The organism is Streptomyces sp. NPDC096079, from assembly GCF_040303145.1.
Lineage (GTDB): Bacteria > Actinomycetota > Actinomycetes > Streptomycetales > Streptomycetaceae > Streptomyces.
This window is the reverse complement of sequence record NZ_JBEOST010000016.1, coordinates 1-25,852: the sequence shown is the minus strand read 5'-3', so window position 1 is coordinate 25,852 and position 25,852 is coordinate 1. Positions and strand designations below refer to the sequence as shown.

The 25,852-nt window shown below is 71.4% G+C and carries 24 protein-coding genes; 3 read left to right on the top strand and 21 right to left on the bottom strand.

Features of this window, described 5'->3' with window-relative positions; translation table 11 throughout:
• Nucleotides 1-18: 18 nt before the first annotated feature.
• The 5 genes from rpsD to ABTY59_RS27280 form a co-directional block, all read right to left on the bottom strand.
• A complete protein-coding gene (rpsD, locus tag ABTY59_RS27300; protein ID WP_015032311.1) occupies nucleotides 19-633 on the bottom strand; it encodes a 30S ribosomal protein S4 in 615 nt (204 codons plus the stop codon).
• Between the two features lie 339 nt (nucleotides 634-972).
• The gene (locus ABTY59_RS27295) at nucleotides 973-2,328 is read right to left on the bottom strand and encodes a replication-associated recombination protein A (protein ID WP_352021689.1); all 1,356 of its coding nucleotides are present in this window, start codon (nucleotides 2,326-2,328) and stop codon (nucleotides 973-975) included.
• Nucleotides 2,329-2,370: 42 nt separating this feature from the next.
• A complete protein-coding gene (locus tag ABTY59_RS27290) occupies nucleotides 2,371-2,997 on the bottom strand; it encodes a vitamin K epoxide reductase family protein (protein WP_352021688.1) in 627 nt (208 codons plus the stop codon).
• 132 nt (nucleotides 2,998-3,129) lie between these two features.
• Nucleotides 3,130-4,392 (bottom strand): histidine--tRNA ligase, encoded by a 1,263-nt coding sequence (hisS, locus tag ABTY59_RS27285; RefSeq protein ID WP_352021687.1) that lies wholly within the window; start codon nucleotides 4,390-4,392, stop codon nucleotides 3,130-3,132.
• Between the two features lie 8 nt (nucleotides 4,393-4,400).
• Entirely contained in the window at nucleotides 4,401-5,108 is a 708-nt protein-coding gene (locus ABTY59_RS27280) for an MBL fold metallo-hydrolase (protein ID WP_352021686.1), read from the bottom strand.
• 164 nt (nucleotides 5,109-5,272) lie between these two features.
• Between ABTY59_RS27280 and ABTY59_RS27275 the strand changes: the two genes are divergently transcribed.
• Both ABTY59_RS27275 and ABTY59_RS27270 read left to right on the top strand, forming a co-directional pair.
• Nucleotides 5,273-6,067: a peptidylprolyl isomerase gene (locus ABTY59_RS27275; RefSeq protein ID WP_352021685.1), complete on the top strand. Its 795-nt coding sequence runs from the start codon at nucleotides 5,273-5,275 to the stop codon at nucleotides 6,065-6,067.
• A 199-nt stretch (nucleotides 6,068-6,266) separates the two neighbouring features.
• On the top strand, nucleotides 6,267-7,496 hold the full coding sequence (locus tag ABTY59_RS27270; protein WP_352021684.1) for a DUF349 domain-containing protein: 1,230 nt from the start codon (nucleotides 6,267-6,269) through the stop codon (nucleotides 7,494-7,496).
• 69 nt (nucleotides 7,497-7,565) lie between these two features.
• On the opposite strand, the gene ABTY59_RS27265 is transcribed toward ABTY59_RS27270, so the two are convergent.
• The 16 genes from ABTY59_RS27265 to pgsA all read right to left on the bottom strand — a co-directional run bounded on the left by ABTY59_RS27265 (nucleotide 7,566) and on the right by pgsA (nucleotide 23,228).
• On the bottom strand, nucleotides 7,566-10,028 hold the full coding sequence (locus ABTY59_RS27265; RefSeq protein WP_352021683.1) for a RelA/SpoT family protein: 2,463 nt from the start codon (nucleotides 10,026-10,028) through the stop codon (nucleotides 7,566-7,568).
• 202 nt (nucleotides 10,029-10,230) lie between these two features.
• Nucleotides 10,231-10,782, bottom strand: a complete 552-nt coding sequence (locus ABTY59_RS27260; protein ID WP_352021682.1) for an adenine phosphoribosyltransferase — start codon at nucleotides 10,780-10,782, stop codon at nucleotides 10,231-10,233.
• Complete coding sequence (gene secF, locus ABTY59_RS27255) at nucleotides 10,779-11,846, bottom strand: protein translocase subunit SecF (protein ID WP_352021681.1); 1,068 nt, start codon at nucleotides 11,844-11,846, stop codon at nucleotides 10,779-10,781. Before secF ends, ABTY59_RS27260 begins: the two co-directional genes overlap by 4 nt.
• 1 nt (nucleotide 11,847) lies before the next feature.
• A complete protein-coding gene (secD, locus tag ABTY59_RS27250; RefSeq protein ID WP_352021680.1) occupies nucleotides 11,848-13,602 on the bottom strand; it encodes a protein translocase subunit SecD in 1,755 nt (584 codons plus the stop codon).
• A 144-nt stretch (nucleotides 13,603-13,746) separates the two neighbouring features.
• Nucleotides 13,747-14,226, bottom strand: coding sequence for a preprotein translocase subunit YajC (gene yajC / locus ABTY59_RS27245; RefSeq protein ID WP_352021679.1), 480 nt, complete (start codon nucleotides 14,224-14,226; stop codon nucleotides 13,747-13,749).
• Between the two features lie 165 nt (nucleotides 14,227-14,391).
• Entirely contained in the window at nucleotides 14,392-15,483 is a 1,092-nt protein-coding gene (gene ruvB / locus ABTY59_RS27240; RefSeq protein ID WP_352021678.1) for a Holliday junction branch migration DNA helicase RuvB, read from the bottom strand.
• Nucleotides 15,484-15,512: 29 nt separating this feature from the next.
• Nucleotides 15,513-16,145 carry a Holliday junction branch migration protein RuvA gene (ruvA, locus tag ABTY59_RS27235; protein WP_352021677.1) on the bottom strand — a complete coding sequence of 211 codons (633 nt, stop codon included), beginning with the start codon at nucleotides 16,143-16,145 and terminating at the stop codon, nucleotides 15,513-15,515.
• On the bottom strand, nucleotides 16,142-16,693 hold the full coding sequence (gene ruvC, locus ABTY59_RS27230; protein ID WP_352021676.1) for a crossover junction endodeoxyribonuclease RuvC: 552 nt from the start codon (nucleotides 16,691-16,693) through the stop codon (nucleotides 16,142-16,144). Before ruvC ends, ruvA begins: the two co-directional genes overlap by 4 nt.
• A 108-nt stretch (nucleotides 16,694-16,801) precedes the next feature.
• Nucleotides 16,802-17,554 carry a YebC/PmpR family DNA-binding transcriptional regulator gene (locus ABTY59_RS27225; protein ID WP_352021675.1) on the bottom strand — a complete coding sequence of 251 codons (753 nt, stop codon included), beginning with the start codon at nucleotides 17,552-17,554 and terminating at the stop codon, nucleotides 16,802-16,804.
• Between the two features lie 63 nt (nucleotides 17,555-17,617).
• The gene (gene pdxT, locus ABTY59_RS27220) at nucleotides 17,618-18,205 is read right to left on the bottom strand and encodes a pyridoxal 5'-phosphate synthase glutaminase subunit PdxT (protein WP_352021674.1); all 588 of its coding nucleotides are present in this window, start codon (nucleotides 18,203-18,205) and stop codon (nucleotides 17,618-17,620) included.
• A 6-nt stretch (nucleotides 18,206-18,211) separates the two neighbouring features.
• Nucleotides 18,212-19,126 carry a pyridoxal 5'-phosphate synthase lyase subunit PdxS gene (gene pdxS, locus ABTY59_RS27215; RefSeq protein ID WP_184932491.1) on the bottom strand — a complete coding sequence of 305 codons (915 nt, stop codon included), beginning with the start codon at nucleotides 19,124-19,126 and terminating at the stop codon, nucleotides 18,212-18,214.
• A gap of 114 nt (nucleotides 19,127-19,240) precedes the next feature.
• Complete coding sequence (locus ABTY59_RS27210) at nucleotides 19,241-19,783, bottom strand: hypothetical protein (RefSeq protein WP_352021673.1); 543 nt, start codon at nucleotides 19,781-19,783, stop codon at nucleotides 19,241-19,243.
• An 11-nt stretch (nucleotides 19,784-19,794) separates the two neighbouring features.
• The gene (locus ABTY59_RS27205; RefSeq protein ID WP_352021672.1) at nucleotides 19,795-20,430 is read right to left on the bottom strand and encodes an N-acyl homoserine lactonase family protein; all 636 of its coding nucleotides are present in this window, start codon (nucleotides 20,428-20,430) and stop codon (nucleotides 19,795-19,797) included.
• A gap of 73 nt (nucleotides 20,431-20,503) precedes the next feature.
• The gene (locus ABTY59_RS27200) at nucleotides 20,504-21,658 is read right to left on the bottom strand and encodes a glycosyltransferase family 4 protein (RefSeq protein WP_352021671.1); all 1,155 of its coding nucleotides are present in this window, start codon (nucleotides 21,656-21,658) and stop codon (nucleotides 20,504-20,506) included.
• Nucleotides 21,655-22,569, bottom strand: a complete 915-nt coding sequence (locus ABTY59_RS27195) for a phosphatidylinositol mannoside acyltransferase (protein WP_352021670.1) — start codon at nucleotides 22,567-22,569, stop codon at nucleotides 21,655-21,657. Before ABTY59_RS27195 ends, ABTY59_RS27200 begins: the two co-directional genes overlap by 4 nt.
• Nucleotides 22,566-23,228, bottom strand: coding sequence for a phosphatidylinositol phosphate synthase (gene pgsA, locus ABTY59_RS27190; protein WP_352021669.1), 663 nt, complete (start codon nucleotides 23,226-23,228; stop codon nucleotides 22,566-22,568). Before pgsA ends, ABTY59_RS27195 begins: the two co-directional genes overlap by 4 nt.
• A 269-nt stretch (nucleotides 23,229-23,497) precedes the next feature.
• On the opposite strand from pgsA, the gene ABTY59_RS27185 reads away from it, so the two are divergent.
• Nucleotides 23,498-25,714: an elongation factor G-like protein EF-G2 gene (locus ABTY59_RS27185; protein ID WP_352021668.1), complete on the top strand. Its 2,217-nt coding sequence runs from the start codon at nucleotides 23,498-23,500 to the stop codon at nucleotides 25,712-25,714.
• Nucleotides 25,715-25,852: the final 138 nt, after the last annotated feature.

Here is a 25,852-nt window from a genome sequence, read left to right as displayed (position 1 = left end):
ACTACTGCCGTGCCGTGATCAGCGGGCGTAGTACTCGACGACCAGCTGCTCGTCGCAGATGACCGGGATTTCCTTGCGGTTCGGGTCGCGGTCGAGGCGGAAGGCCAGGGCCTTCAGGTTGACCTGCAGGTAGCGCGGGGTCTCGCCATCGGCGGCGAAGCCACCCTCACGGGCCATCTCGAACAGCGGCTTGGTGCGGCTGCGCTCGCGGACCATGACGACGTCGTCCGGACGGACACGGAACGACGGCTTGTCGACCTTGCCACCGTTGACCTGGATGTGACCGTGCACGACCATCTGGCGGGCCTGGTAGATGGTGCGGGCGATGCCCGAACGCAGGACCAGGGCGTCGAGGCGACGCTCGAGCTCGACGACCAGCGCCTCGCCCGTCTTGCCCTCGGCCTTCTTGGCGCGGTCGTAGGCGCGCGCCATCTGGCGCTCGCTGATGTCGTACTGGGCGCGCAGACGCTGCTTCTCGAGCAGACGGACCTTGTAGTCCGAGTTCTGCTTGCGGCCACGGCCGTGCTCGCCCGGCGGGTAGGGGCGGGCCTCGAAGTACTTGACGGCCTTCGGGGTCAGCGCGATGCCGAGGGCACGCGACTTCTTGACCTTGGGACGGGACTGGTTCGGCATGAACCAACCTCTCTATCTGTACGAATACGGCTTCACCAGGGTTAGGGGAGGTCGCATCCGCAGCCGGGAAACCCGCCTGGTCCGTACGGGACGGACCGGCCGGGCAGCCGCTCCCAGGTCTGGGCACATACGTGCAGCACGCGAACGACCCACCGCCGTTCCCGGGAATCCGGGTGGTGATGGGTGGCACGCGACACCTTCGAAGGTGCGCGACGCTCCTGGAAACCCCGCCCGGGGGCCGGGTCTCCTGCTGACTGTCCCGTTCTGGTGTGCCGACCGGAGCCGGACACGGGACGCAGCGATCCGGACCAGTGTACCGGGTCCGGGGAGCGCCGGATGTCAGCCCCCGTCGCCCCTCAGCCGCTCGCGCACCCGCTCCACCACGTCCGCGTACCTGGCCTCGGCGCCGTAGCGCGTGGGGTCGTAGTAGCGGCGGCCGTGGACCGTGTCCGGGGCGTACTGCTGGGCCGCGATCCCGCCCGGCACGTCGTGCGGATACACGTACCCCTGGGCGTGGCCCAGCTTGGCCGCGCCCTTGTAGTGGCCGTCGCGCAGATGCGGCGGGACCGAGCCCGCGAGGCCGCCCCGGACGTCGGCGAGGGCGGCGCCGATCGCGGTCGTCGCGGCGTTCGACTTCGGGGCCAGGGCCAGGGCGATGGTCGCGTGGCTCAGGGTGAGGGCCGCCTCGGGGAAGCCGATCATGGCGACGGCCTGGGCGGCGGCGACCGCGAGCGGCAGGGCATGGGGGTCGGCGAGGCCGATGTCCTCGCTCGCGGAGATCATCAGCCGGCGGGCGATGAAGCGCGGGTCCTCCCCCGCCTCGATCATCCGCGCCAGGTAGTGCAGGGCCGCGTCCACGTCCGAGCCCCGGATCGACTTGATGAGCGCGCTGGCCACGTCGTAGTGCTGGTCGCCGTCCCGGTCGTACTTCACGGCCGCCCGGTCCACCGTCTCCTCGACGGTCTCCAGGGTGATCTCCGCCTCGCCCTTGGCGATCGCCGCGCCGGCCGCCGCCTCCAGGGCAGTCAGCGCCCGCCGAGCGTCGCCGCCCGCGACGCGCAGGAGGTGCGCCTCGGCGTCCTCCGGCAGGGTCACCGCCCCGCCGAGGCCCCGCTCGCCGGTGAGCGCGCGGGCCATCAGGCCCTTGAGGTCCTCGTCGGTCAGGGGCTCCAGGGTGAGGAGCAGGGAGCGGGAGAGGAGCGGGGAGATCACCGAGAAGTACGGGTTCTCGGTGGTGGCGGCGATCAGCGTCACCCAGCGGTTCTCGACGGCCGGCAGGAGCGAGTCCTGCTGGGCCTTGGAGAAGCGGTGGATCTCGTCGAGGAAGAGGACCGTCTCCTTGCCGAAGCCGCCCACGGCGCGCCGGGCCCCGTCGATGACGGCCCGGACCTCCTTGACGCCCGCGGTGATCGCGGAGAGCTCCACGAAGCGCTTGTCGGTGGCCTTCGAGACGACGTACGCCAGGGTGGTCTTCCCGATGCCCGGCGGGCCCCAGAGGATCACGGAGGAGGCGCCGGCGGGGCCGCCGTCGCCGTCCCCGACGAGCCGGCGCAGCGGCGAGCCGGGCTTGAGCAGGTGCTGCTGGCCCACCACCTCGTCGAGGGTGCGGGGGCGCATCCGGACGGCCAGCGGGCTGCCGGCGGGGTCCTTCTCCTGGCGTTCTTCGGCTGCTGCGGTAAAGAGGTCGGGCTCCACAGTGATGAAGCCTAGGTCACCGCACCGACAGTCCGGCCTCCGTCAGCTGGTCCAGAAGTCCCACCAGCGGGTCAGGATCAGCATGCCGATGATCCCGATGTGCAGGACGGGCAGGATCCACGTGAACTCGTCGAAGAAGGTCTTCAGGCCGCCGGGGGCGGGGATCACGCCGAGGCGCACGTTGTGCGAGGTCACGTACCAGAACATGACGATGGTGGCGACCCAGGCCAGGCAGCACCACAGGCAGAGCGAGTTGATCTCGTACAGCGACTGGTACATCAGCCAGGTGCAGAAGCCGACGCCGAAGAGGGTGCCGGCGTTGAGGCCGAGCCAGTACCAGCGGCGGTAGCGGGCTCCGGCGAGCAGGCCCACGCCGATCGCGATCACCATGGCGTAGGTGACGAGGCCGAGCATCGGGTTCGGGAAGCCGAAGACCGAGGCCTGCTCGCTCTTCATGATGTTGCCGCAGGAGACGATCGGGTTGAGGCTGCATCCCGGGGTGAAGTTCGGGTCCTCCAGCAGCTTGAACTTGTCGATGGTGATGACCCAGGCGGCGAGCAGTCCGGCCGCTCCGGTGATCACGAGGAGCCAGGAGAAGGCCCGGCTCGCCCCGATCGTGCCGCCGCCGTCCCGGCCGGAGCCGACCTCGTCCACCGCTGCCTTCGCCATGTCACCTGTTCCCTCGCTCGACCGGCCTTGTGGGCAGGGTCATTCTGCAACACGGACCTGTCGTCCGGCCGTTCGCGGGAGATAAGGAAGGGCCCGGACCGGGGTGCGGTCCGGGCCCTTCCGTACGGCGGATCAGGCCAGCTTGGCCCGTACGGCGTCGACGAGCCCGTCCGGGGTGACGGCCTGCTGCTCGCCGGACTCCATGTCCTTGAGCTGGACGACGCCCTCGGCGAGGTCGCGCTCACCGGCGACGACGGCCAGGCGGGCGCCCGAGCGGTTGGCGTCCTTCATGGCGCCCTTGAGGCCCTTGCCCCCGAAGGAGAAGTCGGCGGCGACACCGGCCCGGCGCAGCTCCGTGACCTTGCCGAAGAGGAGGCGGCGGGCCTCCTCGCCGAGGGCGACGGCGAAGACGCTGGTGGCGGCGGGGATGTCGAGCTCGACGCCCTCCGCCTCCAGGGCGAGGACCGTGCGGTCCACGCCGAGGGCCCAGCCCACCGACGGCAGCGCGGGGCCGCCGATCATCTCGGAGAGGCCGTCGTAGCGGCCGCCGCCACCGACCGCCGACTGCGAGCCGAGTCCGCCGTGGACGAACTCGAAGGTGGTGCGGGTGTAGTAGTCGAGGCCGCGGACCAGCTTGGGGTCGTCCTCGAAGACGACGCCCGCCGCGGTGATCAGGGCGCGCACCTCCTCGTGGTACGCCTTGCACGCGTCGCACAGGTAGTCGCGCAGGAGCGGCGCGTCGACGAGCTGCTTCTGGACGTCGGCGCGCTTGTCGTCGAGGACGCGCAGCGGGTTGATCTCGGCGCGGCGCAGGGTGTCCTCGTCGAGGTCGAGGCCCCGCAGGAAGGTCTGGAGGGCCTCCCGGTAGACGGGGCGGCACTCCTTGTCGCCGAGCGAGTTCAGCAGGATCCGGAAGTTGCGCAGGCCGAGCGAGCGGTAGGCCTCGTCGGCCAGGATGATCAGCTCGGCGTCGAGCGCCGGGTCCTCGGCGCCGATGGCCTCGGCGCCGACCTGCGAGAAGTGCCTGTACCGGCCCTTCTGCGGGCGCTCGTAGCGGTAGTAGGAGCCGGAGTACCAGAGCTTGACCGGCAGGTTGCCCTGCTTGTGGAGGTTCGCCTCCAGGGCGGCGCGCAGCACGGACGCGGTGCCCTCGGGACGCAGGGCGAGCTTGTCGCCGCCCTTGGTCTCGAAGGCGTACATCTCCTTGCTGACGATGTCGGTGGACTCGCCGACGCCCCGGGCGAAGAGGTTCACGTCCTCGAAGCCGGGGGTCTCGACGTAGCCGTAGCCGGACTTCCGCAGGGGTCCGGAGATCGCGTCGCGGACCGCCAGGTACTGGGCGGAGTAGGGCGGGATCAGGTCGTACGTGCCCTTGGGGGCCTTGAAGGTGCTCACGTGAGTCGTCACATTCCTCGTCGGGGAGCGTCCGTGCTCCCGAGGCCGGCCGCCACGTCCCGCAGATAGGGGTTCGTGGCGCGCTCCTGGCCGATGGTCGTCTGGGGACCGTGCCCCGACAGCACCACGGTCGAGTTGTCGAGCGGCAGGCACACACGGGCCAGCGAAGCGAGCATCTCGTCCATGTCACCGCCGGGGAGGTCGGTGCGTCCGATGGAGCCGGCGAACAGCAGATCCCCGGAGAAGAACACGGAGGGGATCTCCGTGGTCTCGGGCATCCGGAAGGTCACCGACCCCTTGGTATGACCGGGCGCGTGGGCGACGGAGAAGTCGAGACCGGCGAGCTTCAGCTCGGCGCCGTCGGTGAGCTCGCGCACGTCGTCGGGCTCTCCCACGGTCAGCTCGCCCATGAGGGGCATCCCGATGGAGCGGCCGAGGGCCTTCTCCGGGTCGCTCATCATGTAGCGGTCGGACGGGTGGATCCACGCGGGGACGTCATGGGCGCCGCAGACCGGAACGACGGATGCGACGTGGTCGATGTGTCCATGGGTGAGGACGACGGCGACGGGCTTGAGCCGATGCTTCTTCAGCGTCTCCTCGACACCCTGGGTGGCCTGGTGGCCCGGGTCGATGATCACGCACTCCTCGCCTGCGGCGGGGGCGACCAGGTAGCAGTTGGTCCCCCAGGCCCCGGCGGGGAACCCGGCAATCAGCACGTTCGTCCTTAGTTGTCGTCCGGCACGGAGGCGCGCGGCTCGTGGAAATCACGGAATGCGGCAGATCAGAGCCTACCGGCGGTGCCGGTTCCACAGCCAACCCGTATACGGTACGGGCACATCCGACCAGGACAGGAACAGTCGAGCGACAAGGAGCGGACCCGGTGGTCACCAGCGATCAGCGGCGGCGGCAGCTTGCCAGGGAGAAGTACGCGCGGCAGCAGCAGCGGCGGGAGGAGAGCCGGCGCAAGGCGAAGCGCCGCAACACCGTCATCGCGGCCTCCCTCGCGGTGGTGCTGGCCGCGGGCGGCGCCGTCTACGCCTCCGTCGAGCTGACGGGCGACTCCTCGAAGGGGTCGAACGACGCGGCGAGCGACACCCCCACCACCCCGGCGCCCACGGCGAGCGAGTCGGCGAGCCCGGAGCCGAAGCTGGCGGTGGACCAGAAGGCCGCGTACGCCATGGCCCTGAAGACGAACGAGGGCGAGATCACCATCACCATGGAGGCGGCGAAGACCCCGCACACGGTGAACTCGTTCAAGCACCTCGCCGACAAGAAGTACTTCGACGGGACCAAGTGCCACCGCCTCACCACGCAGGGCATCTACGTGCTCCAGTGCGGCGACCCGAAGGGCGACGGCACCGGCGGCCCCGGCTACACGATCCCCGACGAGAACCTGACCGCCCTCGGCAAGGCCGGCGCGGACGGCACGGTGACGTTCCCGGCGGGCACGGTCGCCATGGCCAACACCGGGCAGCCGGGCACGGGCGGCTCGCAGTTCTTCCTCGTCTACAAGGACACCAAGCTGCCGCCGACCTACACCCCCTTCGGGAAGATCGACGCGGCCGGCCTGAAGGCGGTCCAGGACGTGGCGAAGGCCGGTGTCGAGGGCGGTGCCACGGACGGCCCCCCGAAGAAGGCCGTCACCATCGAGAAGGCGACCGTCACGAAGAAGTGAGCCCGCTCGTCCGCATGCGCGCGTGACCGTGGAATCTCGGTCGCGCTGAGTGCGGACAGCCGGGCCGCGGTTCGCCTAGATTGGCGTTGTGCAGCGTGGGCCGTCGGCCGCGCTGCGATGGCGGGCGAGGCCCGCCGGGAAACTGTGGACGATGCCCGGGGGGTACGACCCCGCGACGGCATCATGGTGAGGAGGCGCTGTGAGCAGCGACCCGTGGGGCCGCGTCGACGAGACGGGCACCGTGTACGTGCGGACGGCCGAGGGCGAGAAGGTCGTCGGATCGTGGCAGGCCGGCACCCCTGAGGAGGCCCTGGCCTACTTCGAGCGCAAGTACGAGGGCTTGGTGGTCGAGATCGGCCTCCTCGAGAAGCGGGTGAGGACCACCGACCTCTCGGCGAAGGACGCCACCGCGGCGATCGAGCACATCCGGCAGCAGGTCGACGAGCACCACGCCGTCGGCGACCTGGCCGCGCTCGCGACCCGCCTGGACAAGCTCGTCGCGACGGTCGACTCGCGCCGCGAGGAGCGCAAGGCCCAGAAGGCCAAGCAGACCGACGAGGCGCGCACCGCCAAGGAGAAGCTCGTCACCGAGGCCGAGGAGCTGGCCCAGAGCGAGCAGTGGCGCTCCGCGGGCGAGCGGCTGCGGGCGCTCGTGGACACCTGGAAGGGCCTTCCCCGGCTCGACCGCAAGTCCGACGACGAACTGTGGCACCGCTTCTCGCACGCCCGCTCGGCGTTCTCGAAGCGCCGCAAGGCCCACTTCGCGTCGCTGGACGCCCAGCGCGAGGACGCCCGCAAGGCGAAGGAGCGTCTCGTCGCCGAGGCGGAGTCGCTGTCGAACTCCACCGACTGGGGCAACACGGCGGCCCGCTACCGCGAGCTGATGGCGGAGTGGAAGGCGGCGGGCCGCGCCCAGCGCGAGCACGAGGACGACCTGTGGAACCGCTTCCGCGGTGCCCAGGACGTCTTCTTCGCGGCGCGCGGCGAGGTCTTCGCCGAGCGGGACGCGGAGCAGGGCGAGAACCTCAAGCTGAAGGAGGAGCTCGCGACCGAGGCCGAGAAGCTGCTGCCGGTGACGGACCTGAAGGCGGCGCGCGCGGCCTTCCGCTCCCTCAACGAGCGCTGGGAGGCCATCGGCCACGTCCCGCGTGACGCCCGTCCCAAGGTCGAGGGCCGGATGCACACGGTGGAGCGGGCGATCCAGGAGGCCGAGGAGGCCGAGTGGCGCCGGACGAACCCGGAGGCGCGCGCGCGTGCCGCGGGTCTGACCGGTCAGCTCCAGGACGCCGTGGAGAAGCTGCGCAAGCAGATCGACGCGGCCCGTGCCGCCGGCAACGACGCCAAGGCCGACAAGCTCTCCCGTGAGCTGGAGGGCCGCCAGGCCCTGCTCGACCAGGCGCTGAAGGGCCTGGAGGAGTTCGGCGGCTGACGCCGTCGCTCGTTCTCGCGTACGAGGAAGGCCCCCGGCAGGCGCCGGGGGCCTTCCTCGTGGCTGCGGTTAGGGCCTGCGGGCCGAGGTCACGCGGTAGACGTCGTAGACGCCCTCGACGCCCCGCACGGCCTTCAGGACGTGACCCAGGTGCTTGGGGTCGCCCATCTCGAAGGTGAAGCGGGAGGTGGCCACCCGGTCGCGGGAGGTCTGGACGGCCGCCGAGAGGATGTTGACGTGCTGGTCCGAGAGGACCCGGGTGACGTCCGAGAGGAGCCGGGAGCGGTCCAGCGCCTCGACCTGGATGGCGACCAGGAAGACCGAGGACTGGGTCGGGGCCCACTCGACCTCCAGGATCCGCTCCGGCTCGCGGGACAGCGAGTCCACGTTGACGCAGTCGCTGCGGTGAACCGATACGCCGCTGCCCCGGGTGACGAACCCGATGATCGGGTCGCCGGGCACGGGCGTGCAGCAGCGGGCCAGCTTCACCCAGACGTCCTCGACGCCCTTGACGACGACACCGGGGTCCGCGTTGGAGCGCCGCTTGGAGCGGCCGCGCGTCGGCGGGGCGACCTCCTCGATGTCCTCGGTGGCCGCCTCCTCGCCGCCGAGCGCCTGGACCAGCTTCTGCACGATGGACTGGGCGGTGACATGGCCCTCGCCGATCGCCGCGTACAGCGAGGAGATGTCGGTGTACCGCATCTCGTGGGCGAGGGTGACGAGGGAGTCGCCGGTCAGGATCCGCTGGATCGGCAGGTTCTGCTTGCGCATGGCCCGCGCGATGGCGTCCTTGCCCTGCTCGATGGCCTCGTCGCGGCGCTCCTTGGAGAACCAGGCGCGGATCTTGTTCCGGGCGCGCGGCGACTTGACGAAGCCCAGCCAGTCGCGGGAGGGTCCGGCGCCGGCGGCCTTGGAGGTGAAGACCTCGACCAGGTCGCCGTTGTCGAGGGTCGATTCGAGCGGGACGAGCCGACCGTTGACCCGCGCCCCTATCGTGCGGTGGCCGACCTCGGTGTGGACGGCGTACGAGAAGTCGACGGGGGTGGCCCCGGCGGGCAGCGCGATGACGTCACCCTTCGGGGTGAAGACGAAGACCTCGTTGCGGGAGAGGTCGAAGCGCAGGGACTCCAGGAACTCGCTGGGGTCCTCGGTCTCCTTCTGCCAGTCCAGGAGCTGGCGCAGCCACGCCATGTCGTTGAGGTGGTCGTCCTTGCCGGCCTTCTTCGGCACGTCGGCGCGCACCTTGGAGGCGCCCGCGACGGCCTCCTGCTTGTACTTCCAGTGCGCGGCGATGCCGTACTCGGCGCGCCGGTGCATGTCGAAGGTCCGGATCTGCAGCTCGACGGGCTTGCCGTTGGGCCCGATGACCGTCGTGTGCAGCGACTGGTACATGTTGAACTTCGGCATCGCGATGTAGTCCTTGAACCGGCCGGGGACCGGATTCCATCGCGCGTGGACGGTGCCGAGGGCCGCGTAGCAGTCGCGGACGGTGTCCACGAGGACGCGGATGCCGACCAGGTCGTAGATCTCCGCGAAGTCACGGCCGCGGACGATCATCTTCTGGTAGACGCTGTAGTAGTGCTTGGGGCGGCCGGTGACGGTCGCCTTGATGCGGGCGGCGCGCAGGTCGGTCTGGACCTCGTCGGTCACTATGGCGAGGTACTCGTCCCGCTTGGGGGCGCGCTCGGCGACGAGCCGGACGATCTCGTCGTACATCTTGGGGTAGAGGATCGCGAAGGCGAGGTCCTCCAGCTCCCACTTGATGGTGTTCATGCCCAGGCGGTGGGCCAGGGGCGCGTAGATCTCGAGGGTCTCGCGGGCCTTCTTCTCCTGCTTCTCCCGCTTGAGGTAGCGCATGGTGCGCATGTTGTGCAGGCGGTCGGCGAGCTTGATGACCAGGACGCGCGGGTCCTTGGCCATGGCGACGACCATCTTGCGGACGGTCTCGGCCTGGGCGGCCTCGCCGAACCTGACCTTGTCGAGCTTGGTGACGCCGTCGACGAGGAGCGTGACCTGGTCGCCGAAGTCGCGGCGCAGGTCCTCCAGGCCGTACTCGGTGTCCTCGACGGTGTCGTGGAGCAGCCCGGCCATCAGGGTCGCCGGGTCCATGCCGAGCTCGGCGAGGATCGTGGTGACGGCGAGCGGGTGCGTGATGTACGGGTCGCCGCTCTTGCGCTTCTGGCCGCGGTGCCAGCGCTCGGCGACCTGGTAGGCCCGCTCGACCTGGCGGAGTGTCGCCGTCTCGATCTTGGGGTCGTTGGAGCGGACGATCCGCAGCAGCGGTTCGAGGACCGGGTTGTACGGGGAGGAGCGCTGGACGCCGAGCCGGGCGAGGCGCGCGCGGACGCGGTTCGACGAGCCGCCGGAGCGAGCGGGCGCGGGCCGCTCGGGGGCGGGGGGCGCGGGGGCGGGCGCAGCAGGCTTGGGCCTGGTCTCCGCCGGCTTGTTCTGGGGCGTGTCCGTCCCCGGCGCGGCCTTCTCGGCCTTCGGGTCGGGCTGCGCGGCGGAGAGTGACTGGGCCTCGTCTGGCAAGAGCGCTCCTCATGCGTCTCCGGGTCCCCCGGTCAGGCCCGGAAAGGCCATCGTATCGAGCCAACAGTGGCCGTGCTCACGCGGCCGGGTTTCGGACGGCTCCCGGGCGGGCAGCGTTTCGGGCCCTGGGGACGTACGGGAGAACGCGGAGGGGCGCCCCGGGGATTCCCCCGGAGCGCCCCTGTCGGGGTGAACCCCGATGTCAGACCGTGATCAGCGCCGTGAGCGGTGCGCCGGCCAGGGCCGGCTCCAGCCGGGCACGGCCCGGGAGGAAGCCCAGCTCCATGAGGACGGCGACGCCCGCGACCTCGGCGCCCGCGCGGCGGATCAGCTCGATGGAGGCCTCGGCCGTGCCGCCGGTGGCGAGGACGTCGTCGATGACCATGACGCGGTCGCCCGCGGCCAGGTCCTCGGCGTGCACCTCGATCTCGGCGGTGCCGTACTCCAGCTCGTACGCCTGGCGGAGCGTGGCCCCGGGGAGCTTGCCGGCCTTGCGGACCGGGACGAAGCCCAGGCCCGCGCGGACGGCCACCGGGGCGGCCAGGATGAAGCCGCGCGCCTCGAGGCCGACGATCTTCGTCGCGCCGTGCGCGGTGCACAGCCCGGCGAGGGCGTCGGTGAGCGCCGTGAACGCGTCCGGGTCCGCCAGCAGCGGCGTGATGTCCTTGAACAGCACGCCCGGCTTCGGGTAGTCGGGCACGTCACGGATGCGGCTGAGCAGGAGCTCGGTGACGCCCTGCGCCTCGGCGGTCATCCTCGGCGCTCCTGGGCGCCTCGGCGGCCCGTCCGGGGGCCGACGACGGCGGCCTCGGCGAGGCCGTCCTCCGCGTCCTGCTCCTCGCCCTTGGCCGCCGCGCTCGCGCGCTTGGCCAGAATGCGCTTCTTGAGGGCCTTGATCGACGGCTCGCGCTCCTTGAGGTCCGCCACGAGCGGGGTGGCGATGAAGATCGAGGAGTACGCGCCGGCGGCGAGACCGACGAACAGCGACAGCGAGATGTCGTTGAGCATGCCGGCGCCGAGGACGCCGCCGCCGATGAAGAGCAGGCCGGCGACCGGCAGCAGCGCGACGACGGTGGTGTTGATCGAACGGACCAGGGTGCCGTTGATCGAGCGGTTGGCCAGCTCGCTGTAGGTGAAGCGGGTCTGCTTCGTGATGTCCTTCGTCTGCTCCTTGAGGGAGTCGAAGACGACGACGGTGTCGTACAGCGAGTAGCCGAGGATCGTCAGCAGACCGATGACCGTACCCACGGTGACCTCGAAGCCGACCAGCGAGTAGATGCCCACCGTGATCGTGAGGTCGTGGATGAGGGCGACGAGCGCCGCGACCGCCATTCTCCACTCGAAGGCGATGGCCAGGTAGATCACCACGAGGATCATGAAGACCCCGAGGCCGGTCCAGGCCTTGGTGGCGATCTGCTCACCCCAGCTGGGGCCGACCAGCTCGGCCGCGATCTTGTCCTCGGGGACCTTCAGGTCCTCGGCGAGCTCGGCGCGGACCTTGTCGGACTGCGCGGTGTCCAGGCCGCCGACCTGGATGCGCAGGGAGCCGTTGCCGAGCTTCTGGACGATCGCGTCGTGGCCGGAGGCCTCTTCCGCGTACTCCTGGGCCTGGCTGACGGAGACGTCCGACTTCGGGGTGGTGAAGACGGCGCCGCCCTGGAACTCGATGCCCATGTTGAGGCCGCGGACGGCCAGGGCGACGATGGCGGTGATGGTGATCAGGATGGACAGGCCATACCAGATCTTGCGGTTGCCGATGAAGTCGTAACCGACCTCACCGCGGTGGAGCCGGGCGCCGAGATCGCCGAGCTTCGACATCTCACGCCTCCTTCGCGTCGACGGGGGCGTGGGCACGGCGGGTGCGGCGCAGCGGCGGCTTGGCGCCGAGGCGCTTCGGGTCCAGACCGGACCAGGCGTGGCCGTTGCCGAAGAACTTGGTCCGGGCGAGCAGCGTCATGACCGGCTTGGTGAAGAGGAACACCACGACGATGTCGAGCAGGGTGGTGAGGCCCAGCGTGAACGCGAAGCCCTGGACCTTGCCGACGGTGACGATGAACAGCACGGCCGCGGCCAGGAACGACACGAAGTCGGAGACCAGGATGGTGCGGCGGGCGCGCGGCCAGGCGCGCTCGACGGCCGGGCGGAGCGTGCGGCCCTCGCGGAGTTCGTCGCGGATGCGCTCGAAGTACACGATGAACGAGTCCGCGGTGATGCCGATGGCCACGATGGCGCCGCAGACGGCCGGCAGGTTCAGCGCGAAGCCGATGGCCGGGCCGAGCAGGGCCATGAGCACATAGGTGAGCAGCGCCGAGACACCGAGGCTGAGGATCGCGATGAGCGACAGGCCCCGGTAGTAGACGACCAGGTAGATGATGACGAGACCGAGGCCGATGGCGCCGGCGATGAGACCGGCCTGCAGCTGGTCACCGCCGAGCGCGGCGGTGACGGTGTCGACGCTCTGGGTCTGGAAGGTGAGCGGCAGGGCGCCGTAGGACAGGATGTTGCCGAGGTCCTGGGCCGACTGCTGGTTGAAGTTGCCGGAGATCTCCGCGCTGGCGCTGAGGGTCTGCCGCACCGAGGGAGCGGAGACGACCTCGCCGTCGAGGACGATCGCGAAGCGGTTCTGCGGGTCCTGCTGCTGCGACAGCTTGCCGGTGATCGACTGGAACTTCTTCGAACCGGCGTCCGTGAAGTCCATGGTGACGATCCACATACCGCGCTGCGGGTCGAGCACGCCCTTGGCGTCGTCGACGTCCTTGCCGTCGACCTCGGCCGGGCCGAGCAGGTACTTCGACCACACGCCCGGGGCGTCCTCGCCACAGGCCACGGTGGGCTCGGACGGCAAGACCCCCTGGCCGGCGGCGGCGCGCTGCTTGGGGTCGAGGCAGTTCAGGGCGGTGAACTTCTTCTCGAGCGCCGCGGTGGCCGCGTCGGGCGTCGGGGTCGCCTGCGGGGACTTGGTGGCGTTCGGCTTCGCGGAGGACGAGGCGCTCGCGGTGGCCGTGGGGCTCGGGGCCTTGAGGGCCTCGGTGAGCGCGCGGCCCTGCGAGGAGGCGGTGGCGGTCGGCGTGGCCGACTTCTCACCGGCCTTCGTGCCGGCGGAGGCCGAAGCGGACGGCTTCGGCGACGCCGAGGAGCTGGCGTTCGGCGCCGGCTGGGGCGAGCCGCTCGTCACGGTGAGAACGGGCCGGAAGTAGAGCTGGGCGGTGGTACCGACCTGCTCGCGGGCCTGCTTCTCGTTGGTCCCGCGGGGGATGTTGACGATGATGTTCTCGTCACCCTGCGTCTGGACCTCGGCCTCGGAGACACCCAGACCGTTGACACGGCGCTCGATGATGCCGACCGCCGTGTTCATGTTGGTCTCGTTGACCGCCGACTCCTGGCCGGGTTCGGCCTTGGCCTTGAGCGTGATCGACGTACCGCCGGCGAGGTCGATGCCCAGGCGCGGGGTGGTGTGCCCCGACCAGAACATGCCGCCGGTGAGCGCGACCATGGCGATCAGGATGAGTGCCAGGGCGCGGCCCGGACGGCTCTGTCCCCCCGCCGGCCTTCGGCCCTTCTTCGGTGCTGCCACCTGTCGTATCTCCCTGTCCAACCGCCTCACGCCGGGTATGCGCGAGACGGCCACGAAGTGTGTGTGGGGACCTGCCCCCGCAGACCCGTAACCGTTCCGGGGACCGCGCACGCCCGTGGGCGTGCGCGGTGCACCCGGCCGCGACTACTTCGCGTCGGTCTCGCCGTCGGTCTTGCCGTCCTTCGGACCCTCGGCGCCGGCCTCGGCGGCGTCCGACTTCTTCGTGAGGTCGGCCTTCGGCGCGTCCTCGACGCTCTCGGCGTCCTTGTCCGTGACCTCGGCGGCCTCGGTCAGCGAGGAGGCGTCGTCCGGGACGACGGTGTCGGTGTCCGACTCCTCGTCGTCACCGTGGACGATCCGGTTGTACTCGGAGTCCTCGAGGACCGCGCCGATCGCGTTCTTGGCGTAGACGGCGTGCACGCCCGGGGCGACCTCGAGGAGAACGGTCTCGTCGCCGATCTCCTTGACGGTGGCGTACATCCCCCCGATCGTCCGTACGCCGGTGCCGGGCTGCATCTCGTTGCGCATCTGCGCCGCCGCCTGCTGCTTCTTCTTGGCAGAGCGGGTCATCAGGAACATGGCCCCGATGAGGACGATGAAGGGGAGGAGGGTCACGATGCTCACGGGACGGGTTTCCTTCGCACGGTCGCGGAGAACCCGCGGCCTGATCTTCGGGGGTGGGCGCGCCGACCGGAAAGGGCGGCACCGGCGGAGTCTAGGCGAGTCCGCATCGATGGAACAACGTCCAGCATCGCACCCTGGTTCCGGTCCGGGCGAGTGTCCGCACCGTCACGCCCCGAAGAGCCCCTGTTGTCCCATTCCCGTGCCGTACCCTGCGCTTCCCGGGCCCGCTGCCTGCGGCGGAGCCAGTCCGAGGTGGGTCCATGCCGCCGGAGTGGCGACCCGGCCACGAGGTGTGCGGGCCAGCAGGCCTTCGCGTACGAGGAAGGGTTCGGCGACCTCCTCGACGGTCTCCCGCTCCTCCCCCACGGCGACCGCGAGGGTGGACAGACCGACCGGTCCGCCGCCGAAGAGCTTGAGCAGGGCCTCCAGGACGGCGCGGTCGAGCCGGTCGAGGCCGCGGCTGTCCACCTCGTACACGCTGAGGGCCGCCTCGGAGACCTCCCGGGTGATCACACCGTCGGCCCTGACCTGGGCGTAGTCCCGGACCCGGCGGAGCAGACGGTTGGCGATGCGGGGCGTGCCGCGGGAGCGGCCGGCGATCTCGGCGGCGCCGTCGGGGTCGATCTCGACGTCGAGGAGTCCGGCGGAGCGGTGGATGACCCGCTGGAGCTCGGACGGGTCGTAGAACTCCATGTGGGCGGTGAAGCCGAAGCGGTCGCGCAGCGGGGGCGGCAGGAGTCCGGCCCGGGTGGTGGCGCCGACCAGGGTGAAGGGCGGCAGCTCCAGGGGGATGGCGGTGGCGCCGGGGCCCTTGCCGACGATGACGTCGACGCGGAAGTCCTCCATCGCCATGTAGAGCATCTCCTCGGCGGGCCGCGACATGCGGTGGATCTCGTCGAGGAAGAGGATCTCGCCCTCCTGGAGGGAGGAGAGGATCGCGGCGAGGTCGCCGGCGTGCTGGATGGCGGGGCCCGAGGTGATGCGGATCGGCGCGTTCATCTCGGCGGCGATGATCATCGAGAGGGTGGTCTTGCCGAGTCCGGGGGCGCCGGAGAGCAGCACGTGGTCGGCGGTGGCCCCGCGCTGGCGGGCGGCCTTGAGGACGAGGTCGAGCTGCTGGCGGACCTTCTCCTGGCCGACGAACTCGCTGAGGTCCTTGGGGCGCAGGGCCGCCTCGACGGCCTGGTCGTCGCCCTCGGCGGAGGCGTCGACGAGGCGCCCGTCCGGCTCGGCGGTGCTGTCGTCGTCCCAGTTCACGGTGATGGTCTTCCTCTTCGTACGGGAGGTCAGCGGGCGCGGTTCAGCGTCTGGAGGGCCGCGCGGAGGAGCTGGGGCACCGGGGCGGAACCGCCGGCGGCGATCGCGGCCTCGGCCTGCGGGGTGACGGCGCTGACGGCTTCCTCGGCCTCGCGGCTCGCGTAGCCGAGGCCGATCAGGGCGGCGGACAGCTGCTCGGTCCAGGGGGCGGGTCCGGTGGCGGCGGCGCGCTGGGCGCCGACGAGGCCGCTGCTGCCCAGGGGGGCGCCGAGCTTGTCCTTCAGTTCGAGGAGGAGCTTCTGGGCGCCCTTCTTGCCGATGCCGGGGACGGCCGTGAGGGCCTTCTCGTCGCCGGTGGAGACGGCGAGGCGCAGCGCGTCGGGGCTGTGCACCCCGAGCATGGCCTGGGCGAGGCGGGGGCCGACGCCGCTGGCGGTCTGGAGGAGCTCGAAGACCTGCCGCTCGTCGTCGTCGGCGAAGCCGTACAGCGTGAGGGAGTCCTCGCGGACGACGAGGGAGGTGGCGAGCCGGGCCTGCTCACCGAGGCGGAGGCCGGCGATGGTGCTCGGGGTGCACTGGACGGCCATGCCCACTCCCCCGACCTCGACGACGGCGGTCGTGGGGGCGAGGGCGGCGACCGGGCCGCTCACGAAGGCGATCATCGGGTACGGCCTTTCAGCGCGGTGACGGGCCGGGCGGCGGTGTGCTGGGCGACGGCCTGTTGCAGACGGTTCTGGGCGGGGGCCCGCCAGATGTGGCAGATGGCGAGGGCGAGGGCGTCGGCGGCGTCGGCCGGTTTGGGCGGTGCGGAGAGCCGCAGGAGCCGGGTCACCATGGCCCCGACCTGGGCCTTGTCGGCGCGGCCGCTGCCGGTGACGGCGGCCTTGACCTCGCTGGGGGTGTGCAGGGCGACGGGGATGCCGCGCCGGGAGGCGCAGAGCATGGCGACCGCGCTGGCCTGCGCGGTGCCCATCACCGTCCGCACGTTGTGCTGGCTGAACACCCGCTCCACGGCGACGAGTTCGGGAGAGAAGCGGTCGAGCCACTCCTCGATGCCGCGCTCGATACCGACGAGGCGCACACCGATGTCGGCGTCCGCGGCCGTGCGCACGACGCCGACGCCGAGCATGGTCAGCGGTCGGCCCGCGACCCCTTCGACGACGCCGACACCGCACCGGGTCAGCCCCGGGTCCACCCCCAGTACGCGCACGCCACCCTCCTATCGATCACCTATTCGTGCAGGTTATCGGGTGCCACTGACAACGCAGCGGGCCGACGGGGTGTGTCCCCGTCGGCCCGCTGCTCGGAAGGTCCGCGCTCAGGCGTCGACCTTCTCCATGACCTCGTCGCTGACGTCGAAGTTGGCGAAGACGTTCTGCACGTCGTCGCTGTCCTCCAGGGCGTCGATCAGCTTGAACATCTTGCGCGCGCCGTCCTCGTCGAGCTCGACCTGCATGGTCGGGACGAACTGGGACTCGGCCGAGTCGTAGTCGACACCGGCCGCCTGGAGGGCGGACCGGACCGCGACCAGGTCCGTGGACTCGCTGATGACCTCGAAGTTCTCGCCGAGGTCGTTGACCTCCTCGGCGCCCGCGTCGAGCACGACCTCCAGGACGTCGTCCTCGGACAGCTCGCCCTTGGGGAGCACGACGACGCCCTTGCGGTTGAACAGGTACGAGACCGAGCCCGGATCGGCCATGGAGCCGCCGTTGCGGGTCATGGCGACGCGGACGTCGGAGGCGGCGCGGTTGCGGTTGTCGGTGAGGCACTCGATGAGCACCGCGACGCCGTTCGGGCCGTAACCCTCGTACATGATCGTGTCGTAGTCGACGCCGCCGGCCTCGAGGCCGCCGCCGCGCTTGACCGCGGAGTCGATGTTCTTGTTCGGGACCGAGCTCTTCTTCGCCTTCTGGATGGCGTCGAACAGCGTCGGGTTGCCCTCGGGGTCGGCGCCGCCGGTCCGGGCCGCGACCTCGATGTTCTTGATCAGCTTCGCGAAGAGCTTGCCGCGCTTGGCGTCGATCACGGCCTTCTTGTGCTTCGTCGTAGCCCATTTAGAGTGGCCGGACATCTGCCTGTCTCCTTCGCGTAACCAACTTCTTGGACGAACCCCAGAGATCCTACCGGGATCGTGTCACCGTTCCGCGCGCACCATGGCCACGAACAGCTCGTGGATGCGGTGGTCGCCGGTGAGCTCGGGGTGGAAGGAGGTCGCGAGGACACGGCCCTGACGGACGGCGACGATGTGTCCGTCGTGCTCCGCGAGGACCTCGACCTGGGCGCCGACGGACTCCACCCACGGGGCGCGGATGAAGACGCCCTCGACGGGGGTGTCGATGCCGGCGACGGTGACGCCCGCCTCGAAGGACTCGTTCTGCCGCCCGAAGGCGTTGCGGCGGACGATCATGTCGATGCCGCCGAAGGTCTCCTGGCCCGAGCGCGGGTCGAGGATCTTGTCGGCGAGCATGATCAGGCCGGCGCAGGTGCCGTAGACGGGCAGGCCGCCGGCGATCCGCTCACGCAGCGGCTCCATCAGGCCGAAGAGCTCGGCCAGCTTGGAGATGGTGGTGGACTCGCCACCGGGAATGACCAGGCCGTCGACCTCGGCCAGCTCCTCGGGACGCCGGACCGGCCTGGCCACGGCGTCCGCCGCGGCCAGGGCGATCAGGTGCTCCCGTACGTCGCCCTGGAGGGCCAGGACACCGATGACGGGCGTGCTCATGGGTGCTTACCAGCCCCGGTTCGCGTAGCGCTCGGACTCGGGGAGGGTGTCGCAGTTGATGCCGACCATGGCCTCGCCCAGGTTGCGGGAGGCGTCCGCGATGACCTTCGGGTCGTCGTAGAAGGTGGTGGCCTTCACGATGGCCGCGGCGCGCTTGGCCGGGTCGCCCGACTTGAAGATGCCGGAGCCGACGAAGACGCCCTCGGCGCCGAGCTGGCGCATCAGCGCGGCGTCGGCGGGGGTGGCGACACCACCGGCGGAGAACAGCACGACCGGCAGCTTGCCGAGCTCGGCGACCTCCTTGACGAGCTCGTACGGGGCGCGCAGCTCCTTGGCGGCGGCGAACAGCTCGTTGTTGTCGAAGCCGCGCAGCTTGGCGATCTCGTTCTTGATCTGGCGCAGGTGACGGACGGCCTCGACGACGTTGCCGGTGCCGGCCTCGCCCTTGGAGCGGATCATGGCCGCGCCCTCGGCGATGCGGCGCAGGGCCTCGCCCAGGTTGGTGGCGCCACAGACGAAGGGGGTCGTGAAGGCCCACTTGTCGGAGTGGTTGATCTCGTCGGCCGGGGTCAGGACCTCGGACTCGTCGATGTAGTCGACGCCGAGGGACTGCAGGACCTGGGCCTCGACGAAGTGACCGATGCGGGACTTGGCCATCACCGGGATGGACACCGCGCCGATGATCTCCTCGATCATGTTCGGGTCGGACATGCGGGCGACGCCGCCGTCCTTGCGGATGTCCGCGGGGACCCGCTCCAGGGCCATGACGGCCACGGCGCCGGCGTCCTCGGCGATCTTCGCCTGCTCGGCGTTGACCACGTCCATGATCACGCCGCCCTTGAGCTGCTCGGCCATGCCGCGCTTGACGCGCGCGGTGCCGGTCTCGGGGGACTGGAAGGTGGTGGAAGGCGTGGTGGACACGGATACCTCACTCGTGACAACGGGGGTTGACGACAAGATGAGGAAACAGGCCACCTGCGGTCCACATCAAGGGCCAATGTGGACCCGGTGGATCGTTTTCCCAGGCTACGGAGGTCAGGCCGGGCGATCGGCAAGGGCCACAGGCGGCTCGTCGTCCATTTCGAAGGCGAGCGGAAAGGGCGCGTGGCCTGCGAGGCGAAACCAGCGGACCTTCCGGTGGCGGCGCAGGGCCCGGGCCGCCCGGACGGCGTCGTTGTGGAAGCGGCGGGCCATCGGGACGCGGCGGACGGCCTGCGCGAGCTCCCCCGCGGCCTCCTCGCCGCCCGGCGCCTGCCGTACGAGTTCCACCTGCTCCGGCTCGCCGAAGACGGCCCGCAGGGCCTGGCTCAGCTCGCTCTCGGCGACCTCCCGGTGGTCCTCCTCGGCCTGCCGGGCGGCGTGCGCGGCCTCGTACAGCACGATCGAGGCGGCCGGATCGAGGACGCCGGAGGTGGCCAGCTCCTGGGTGACCGAGGCGCGGCGCAGGAGCTGCGCGTCGAGGGCGGCGCGGGCGGCGTCGATGCGCGCGTGCAGCCGGTCGAGCCGCCCGGCGGTCCAGCTCAGATAGACGCCGATGAGGATCAGCGCGACGACGGTCCAGATCAGGGTTTCGGTCACGGGCGCACAGGCTACCGGGGCGGCGGCAGCACACCTTCCCAAAGGTCACGGTCATGGGCGAACAGGACACGCGCGGGACGGCCGGCGGCGAGGGCGCCGAGCCGGTCGAGCCAGGGGAGGTACGGGCTGCCGAACGCGTCGGCGACGTCGTACGCCTGACCCGCGAGGACCGTGACCCGGTCGCCGTGGTCGACGAGCAGCGACTGGTGGCCCTCGGTGTGGCCGGGCGTCGGCACGATCAGCAGACCGGGCGCGATCTCGTGCTCGCCGTCGAGCTCCTCGTACCGGACGCCGGGCAGGAGCGAGTCGATGGTGTACCCGCCGGCGCGGGCGCGGGCGAGTTCGGTGCGCTGGACGAGGACCGGTGTGGCGGGGAACAGCCGGTTGCCGCCGATGTGGTCGAAGTGCAGGTGGCAGTTGACGACGAGGTCGACGTCGTCCGGTCCCACGGGCAGCGGGTGCCGGACGGGCCGGTAATGGGCGTCGGTCTCCGGGGACCCGGTCCCCATGCCCGTGTCGAAGAGCACCCGCACGCCCGCGTGGCGCACGAGATACCCGAGAACGGGCTCCACGCGGGCGTGGGGGCCGCCCCATTCGTCGGCGGGGCGGGTGAAGTGACCGAGGTCGAGGCGGGTGATCGTCTCCATGGGAGCACCCTGTCGCGGGGCCCCCGTCGCGGGTGTGCGTTCCGCCCGGGGCGGAACGCACACCCGTACCGGACTACAGCCCCAGGCGGGCCCTCAGGCCGCCGACGCGTTCGTCCGTGTCGACCGCCGCCGCCCCGTCCGCCACCGTCTCGTAGACGGCGAGGATGTCCGCCCCGACCGTCCCCCAGTCGAAGCGCCGCACGTGGGCCGAGCCCCGCGCGCTCAGTTCCGCGCGGCGCGGCGCGTCCCCGAGGAGCGCGATCGCCGCGTCGGCGAGCGCGTCGGCGTCCTCGTTGGCGAAGAGCTCGCCCGCGGAGCCCTGGTCGAGGACCTGGGCGAAGGCGTCCAGGTCGGCGGCGAGGACCGGCGCGCCGGCCGACAGCGCCTCGACCAGGATGATGCCGAAGCTCTCACCGCCGGTGTTGGGCGCGACGTACACGTCGACGCTGCGCAGCAGCCTCGCCTTGTCCTCGTCGCTGACCATGCCGAGGAACTCCACCCGGGAGCGCATCTCGGCGGGCAGCGAGGCCACGGCCTCCTCCTCGTCGCCCCGCCCGGCGACGAGGAGCCGGGCCCCGGGCCGCTCGGTGAGGATCCGCGGGAGGGCCCGCATGAGGACGGGCAGGCCCTTGCGCGGCTCGTCGATGCGGCCGATGAAGCCGAGGGTCTCGCCCTGCCACTCCTTCTTCGGCTCGGCGCGGGCGAAGAAGTCGACGTCGACGCCGTTGGGGATGACGACGGCGTCTCCGCCCAGGTGCTCCACCAGCGTCCGCCGCGCGTACTCGCTGACCGCGATGCGGGCGCTGATCTTCTCCAGGGCGGGCTGGAGGATCGGGTACGCGGCGATCATGGCCCGTGAGCGCGGGTTCGAGGTGTGGAAGGTCGCGACGATCGGTCCCTGCGCCGCCCAGCAGGTGAGCAGCCCCAGGGAGGGCGAGGTCGGCTCGTGGATGTGGACGACGTCGAAGGTGCCGTCGTGCAGCCAGCGGCGGACCCGCGCGGCGGAGAGGAAGCCGAAGCTGAGCCGGGCCACCGAGCCGTTGTACGACACGGGCACGGCACGGCCCGCGGAGACCACGTACGGCGGCAGCGGGGTGTCGTCGTCGGCGGGGGCGAGGACGGAGACCTCGTGGCCGAGCCGGATCAGGTGCTCGGCGAGGTCGCGGATGTGGAACTGGACGCCGCCCGGCACGTCCCAGGAGTACGGGCAGACGATCCCGATCTTCACGCGCCCGGTTCCTCCCGCTCCTCCAGGTCCGAGAGCCACAGTCGTTGCAGCATGTGCCAGTCCTCCGGGTGGTCCGTGATGCCCGCGGCGAACGCGTCGGCGAGGGCCTGTGTCATCACGGACGTCTTCTCGGCCCGCGTGCCTGACTCGGGTACGTCGACGGGCGGGTGGATCTGCCCCTTCATGACCGGGGTGTCGTCGTACCAGAGGGTCACCGGCAGCAGCAGCGCGCCGGTCTGCTGGGCGAGTATCGCCGGTCCGGCCGGCATCCGCGCGGTGTCGCCGAAGAAGCCGACCTCGGTGCCGGAGGCGGACAGGTCGCGGTCGGCGACCAGGCAGACCAGGCCGCCGGCCCGCAGCCGTCGCGCGAGCGTGCCGAAGGCGGAGCCGCCGGTGTGCGGCAGGACCTCCATGCCGAGGGACTCGCGGTAGGCGACGAACCGGTCGTACAGCGACTCCGGCTTGAGGCGTTCCGCGACCGTCGTGAAGGGCACGCCGAGGGAGCGGGTCACCCACACGCCCGCGAGGTCCCAGTTGGCCAGGTGCGGCAGGGCGAGGATCACCCCGCGCCCGGCGGCGAGGCCGTCCTCCAGGTGGTGGCGGTCCTTGATGTCGATGGACCGCTCGACCCGCTCCTTGCTCCAGGTCGGCAGCCGGAACGACTCCATCCAGTACCGCATGTACGAGCGCATGCCGGCCTGCGACAGCTCGGCGAGCCGCTCGGGCGTGGCGTCCGGCACCACGCGCGCGAGGTTGGACTCCAGGCGCAGGACGCTCTTGCCGCGCCGCTTCCAGGCGAGGTCGGCGATCCGCCGGCCGAGGCCCGTCGCCACCGGCTCCGGCAGCTTCTTCACGGTCGCCCAGCCGGCTCCGTACAGCCCGTCGCTCAGGCGTTCCCTGAGGGTGCTCACGAGACCGCCCCGCCGCTCCCGGCCGCGGCGGCGTCCGCCTCGGCCGACTCCCGGCGCACGGTCACGACGCGCTGGCCCAGGGTCACGGCGCTGCCGACGGCCACGATCCACAGGGCGATCGGGAGGAGGATCTCGATCCCGGGCACGCCGAACGCGTGGAGCCCGGCGAGACCGGCGGCGACGAGCGAGATCACCAGGCGCTCGGCGCGCTCGACGAGGCCGTTCACGGCGACGGGCAGACCAATCGATTCGCCTCGGGCCTTGGTGTACGAGACGACCTGGCCGCTCGCCAGGCAGAAGATCGCCACGGCGCACAGGATGTTGTCGTCACCCTTGCCGGCGTACCAGAGCGCGAAGCCGCCGAAGATCGCGCCGTCGGCGACCCGGTCCAGCGTCGAGTCGAGGAACGCTCCCCATCGGCTGGAGATCCCCGCCTGCCGGGCCATGTTCCCGTCGACGAGGTCGGAGAAGACGAACAGGGTGATGACGATCGTGCCCCAGAAGAACTCGCCGCGGGGGAAGAAGACGAGGGCACCGGCCATCACCCCCGCCGTGCCGATGAGCGTGACGGCGTCGGGGCTGACGCCCCGGCGGAGCAGAAACGCGGCGAACGGTGTGAGGACACGCGTGAAAAAGGCACGCGCGTACTTGTTCAGCATGGCCTTCCCGAGGTTCGGTGGGCCGCGCGGCCCCTACGACCACCGGCTCACCCATCGTAGCCACGCGCGTCCCCGCACACGGGCGGGCACCCGTCCTGCCGCGTCGGCGTCCCTCCGGCAGCCGCCGACGTGTACGACGTATGGACGGGTCCTGGCGTCGGTGCAAAGCTCGAAGGACCACCGCGGGCACCGCAGGAGCCGTACCGCGACACACCACTCCCCCGCGCCCGCGTCCCGCCGCATGTGCGAGCAGTCGGGAGGAACACATCATGGGTGACAAGGCGAAGACGCCCGCCGGAGCCGCCGGCAGGGCTCCTACGGCCGACCGGCCCTCGGCCGTGCGGAACGTGGTGCTGGTCGGCCACAGCGGATCGGGCAAGACGACCCTCGTCGAGGCGCTGGCGCAGACCGCCGGGGCGGTCAACCGGGCCGGGCGGGTCGAGGACGGCGGCACCGTCTCCGACTACGACGAGATCGAGCACCGCCAGCAGCGTTCCGTACAGCTCTCCCTCGTCCCGGTCGGCTGGGACGGCTACAAGATCAATCTCCTCGACACCCCCGGGTACGCCGACTTCGTCGGGGAGCTGCGGGCCGGTCTGCGCGCGGCGGACGCGGCCCTCTTCGTCGTCTCGGCCGCCCAGGAGGCCGACGCCGTCGCCGCCTCCACACGGATGATCTGGGAGGAGTGCGCGGCGGTCGGCATGCCCCGCGCCATCGTCGTCACCCACCTCGACACCGCCCGTACCGACTTCACCGAGCTCACCGCCGTCTGCGCCGGGCTCTTCGGCCGGGACGACCCCGACGCGGTCCTCCCCCTCTACCTGCCGGTGCGCGGCGCCGAGGGCGCCGACGGGCACGCGCCCGTGACCGGGCTGGTCGGCCTGCTCTCGGAGCGGATCTTCGACTACTCCACGGGGGTGCGCCGGGAGGACCCGCCCGACGAAGGGCAGCGGGAGCTGATCGCCCGGGCCCGTGCGCGGCTCATCGAGGGGATCATCGCCGAGAGCGAGGACGAGACCCTCATGGACCGCTATCTCGGCGGCGAGGAGATCGACCTGAAGACCCTCGTCGACGACCTGGAGAAGGCCGTCGCCCGGGGTTCCTTCCATCCGGTGCTCGCGGCGGCCCCCGCCGCCGACGGCGGGACGCAGGGCCTCGGCACCCTGGAGCTCCTGGAGCTGATCACCGGCGGCTTCCCCTCCCCGCTGGAGCACGAGGCGCCCGCCGTCACCACCCCGGACGGCCGCTCCCGGCCGCAGATCACCTGCGACCCCGACGGGCCGCTGGTCGCCGAGGTCGTCAAGACGGCCGCCGACCCCTATGTGGGCCGGATCTCGCTGGTCCGGGTCTTCTCCGGCACGCTGCGCCCCGACGAGACCGTGCACGTCTCCGGGCACGGCCTCGTCGACCGGTCGCACGACGGTCACGAGCTGCACGAGGCGGACGAGCGGGTCGGTGGGCTCACCTCACCGTTCGGCCGGCAGCAGCGCCCGCTCGCGGAGTGCATCGCCGGCGACCTGGCCTGTGTCGCACGGCTCGGCCGCGCGGAGACCGGTGACACCGTCTCCGGCAAGGACGATCCGCTCCTGATGGAGCCGTGGACGATGCCGGAGCCGCTGCTGCCGCTGGCCGTCCAGGCCCATGGCAAGGCCGACGAGGACCGGCTCTCGCAGGGCCTCGCCCGGCTCGTCGCCGAGGACCCGACCCTGCGGCTCGAACAGAACCAGGACACCCGGCAGGTGGTGCTGTGGTGTCTGGGCGAGGCCCATCAGGACGTGGCCCTTGAGCGGCTGCGCGGACGGTACGGGGTGCAGGTCGACGCCGTGCCGTACAAGGTGGCGCTGCGCGAGACCTTCGGCGGCGCCGCGTCGGGTCGGGGCCGTCACGTGAAGCAGTCCGGCGGCCACGGCCAGTACGCGATCTGCGAGATCGACGTGGAGCCGCTGCCGCCGGGCAGCGGCGTCGAGTTCGTCGACAAGGTGGTGGGCGGGGCCGTGCCCCGCCAGTTCGTGTCCTCCGTGGAGAAGGGCGTGCGGGCGCAGGCCGCGCGGGGGCTCGCCACCGGCCATCCGCTCGTCGACATCCGGGTCACCCTGCGGGACGGCAAGGCCCACTCCGTGGACTCCTCCGACGCCGCCTTCCAGACGGCCGGGGCGCTGGCGCTGCGCGAGGCTGCCGCCGACGTGCCCGTCCACCTCCTGGAGCCGGTCGCCCAGGTCGAGGTCCTCGTCCCGGACGAGTACGTCGGCCCGGTCATGAGCGATCTGTCGGGGCGGCGCGGCCGGGTGGTCGGCACCGACCAGGCGGGGCCCGGCCGGACCGTGGTCAGGGCCGAGGTGCCGGAGATCGAGATCGGGCGGTACGCGATCGACCTGCGCTCGGTCTCGCACGGCACCGGGCGGTTCGACCGCACGTACGCCCGGCACGAGCCGATGCCGCCGCACCTGGCGGAGAGGATCCGCGAACAGGCGGAGAAGGGTTCCTAGTTGACGGAGGAACAGGGATCGACGTCCGCCCGGCGCGCGCCGGGCGGCGCGCACCGCGAGGTGCCCGCGTGGCGCATGCCGCTGTGGCCGGCCGTCCCGGTGGTCCTGATCAGCGTGCTCGCCTACGTCCAGTACATG

Excerpts from the sequence above, each read along its gene's own strand:
- rpsD (WP_015032311.1), bottom strand. The coding sequence starts at position 633 with ATGCCGAACCAGTCCCGTCCCAAGGTCAAGAAGTCGCGTGCCCTCGGC.
- ABTY59_RS27260 (WP_352021682.1), bottom strand. The coding sequence starts at position 10,782 with ATGACCGCCGAGGCGCAGGGCGTCACCGAGCTCCTGCTCAGCCGCATC.
- pgsA (WP_352021669.1), bottom strand. The coding sequence starts at position 23,228 with ATGCTGAACAAGTACGCGCGTGCCTTTTTCACGCGTGTCCTCACACCG.
- ABTY59_RS27225 (WP_352021675.1), bottom strand. The coding sequence starts at position 17,554 with ATGTCCGGCCACTCTAAATGGGCTACGACGAAGCACAAGAAGGCCGTG.
- ABTY59_RS27205 (WP_352021672.1), bottom strand. The coding sequence starts at position 20,430 with ATGGAGACGATCACCCGCCTCGACCTCGGTCACTTCACCCGCCCCGCC.
- pdxT (WP_352021674.1), bottom strand. The coding sequence starts at position 18,205 with ATGAGCACGCCCGTCATCGGTGTCCTGGCCCTCCAGGGCGACGTACGG.
- ABTY59_RS27290 (WP_352021688.1), bottom strand. The coding sequence starts at position 2,997 with ATGGCGAAGGCAGCGGTGGACGAGGTCGGCTCCGGCCGGGACGGCGGC.
- secF (WP_352021681.1), bottom strand. The coding sequence starts at position 11,846 with ATGTCGAAGCTCGGCGATCTCGGCGCCCGGCTCCACCGCGGTGAGGTC.
- ABTY59_RS27185 (WP_352021668.1), top strand. The coding sequence starts at position 23,498 with ATGGGTGACAAGGCGAAGACGCCCGCCGGAGCCGCCGGCAGGGCTCCT.
- ruvA (WP_352021677.1), bottom strand. The coding sequence starts at position 16,145 with ATGATCGCCTTCGTGAGCGGCCCGGTCGCCGCCCTCGCCCCCACGACC.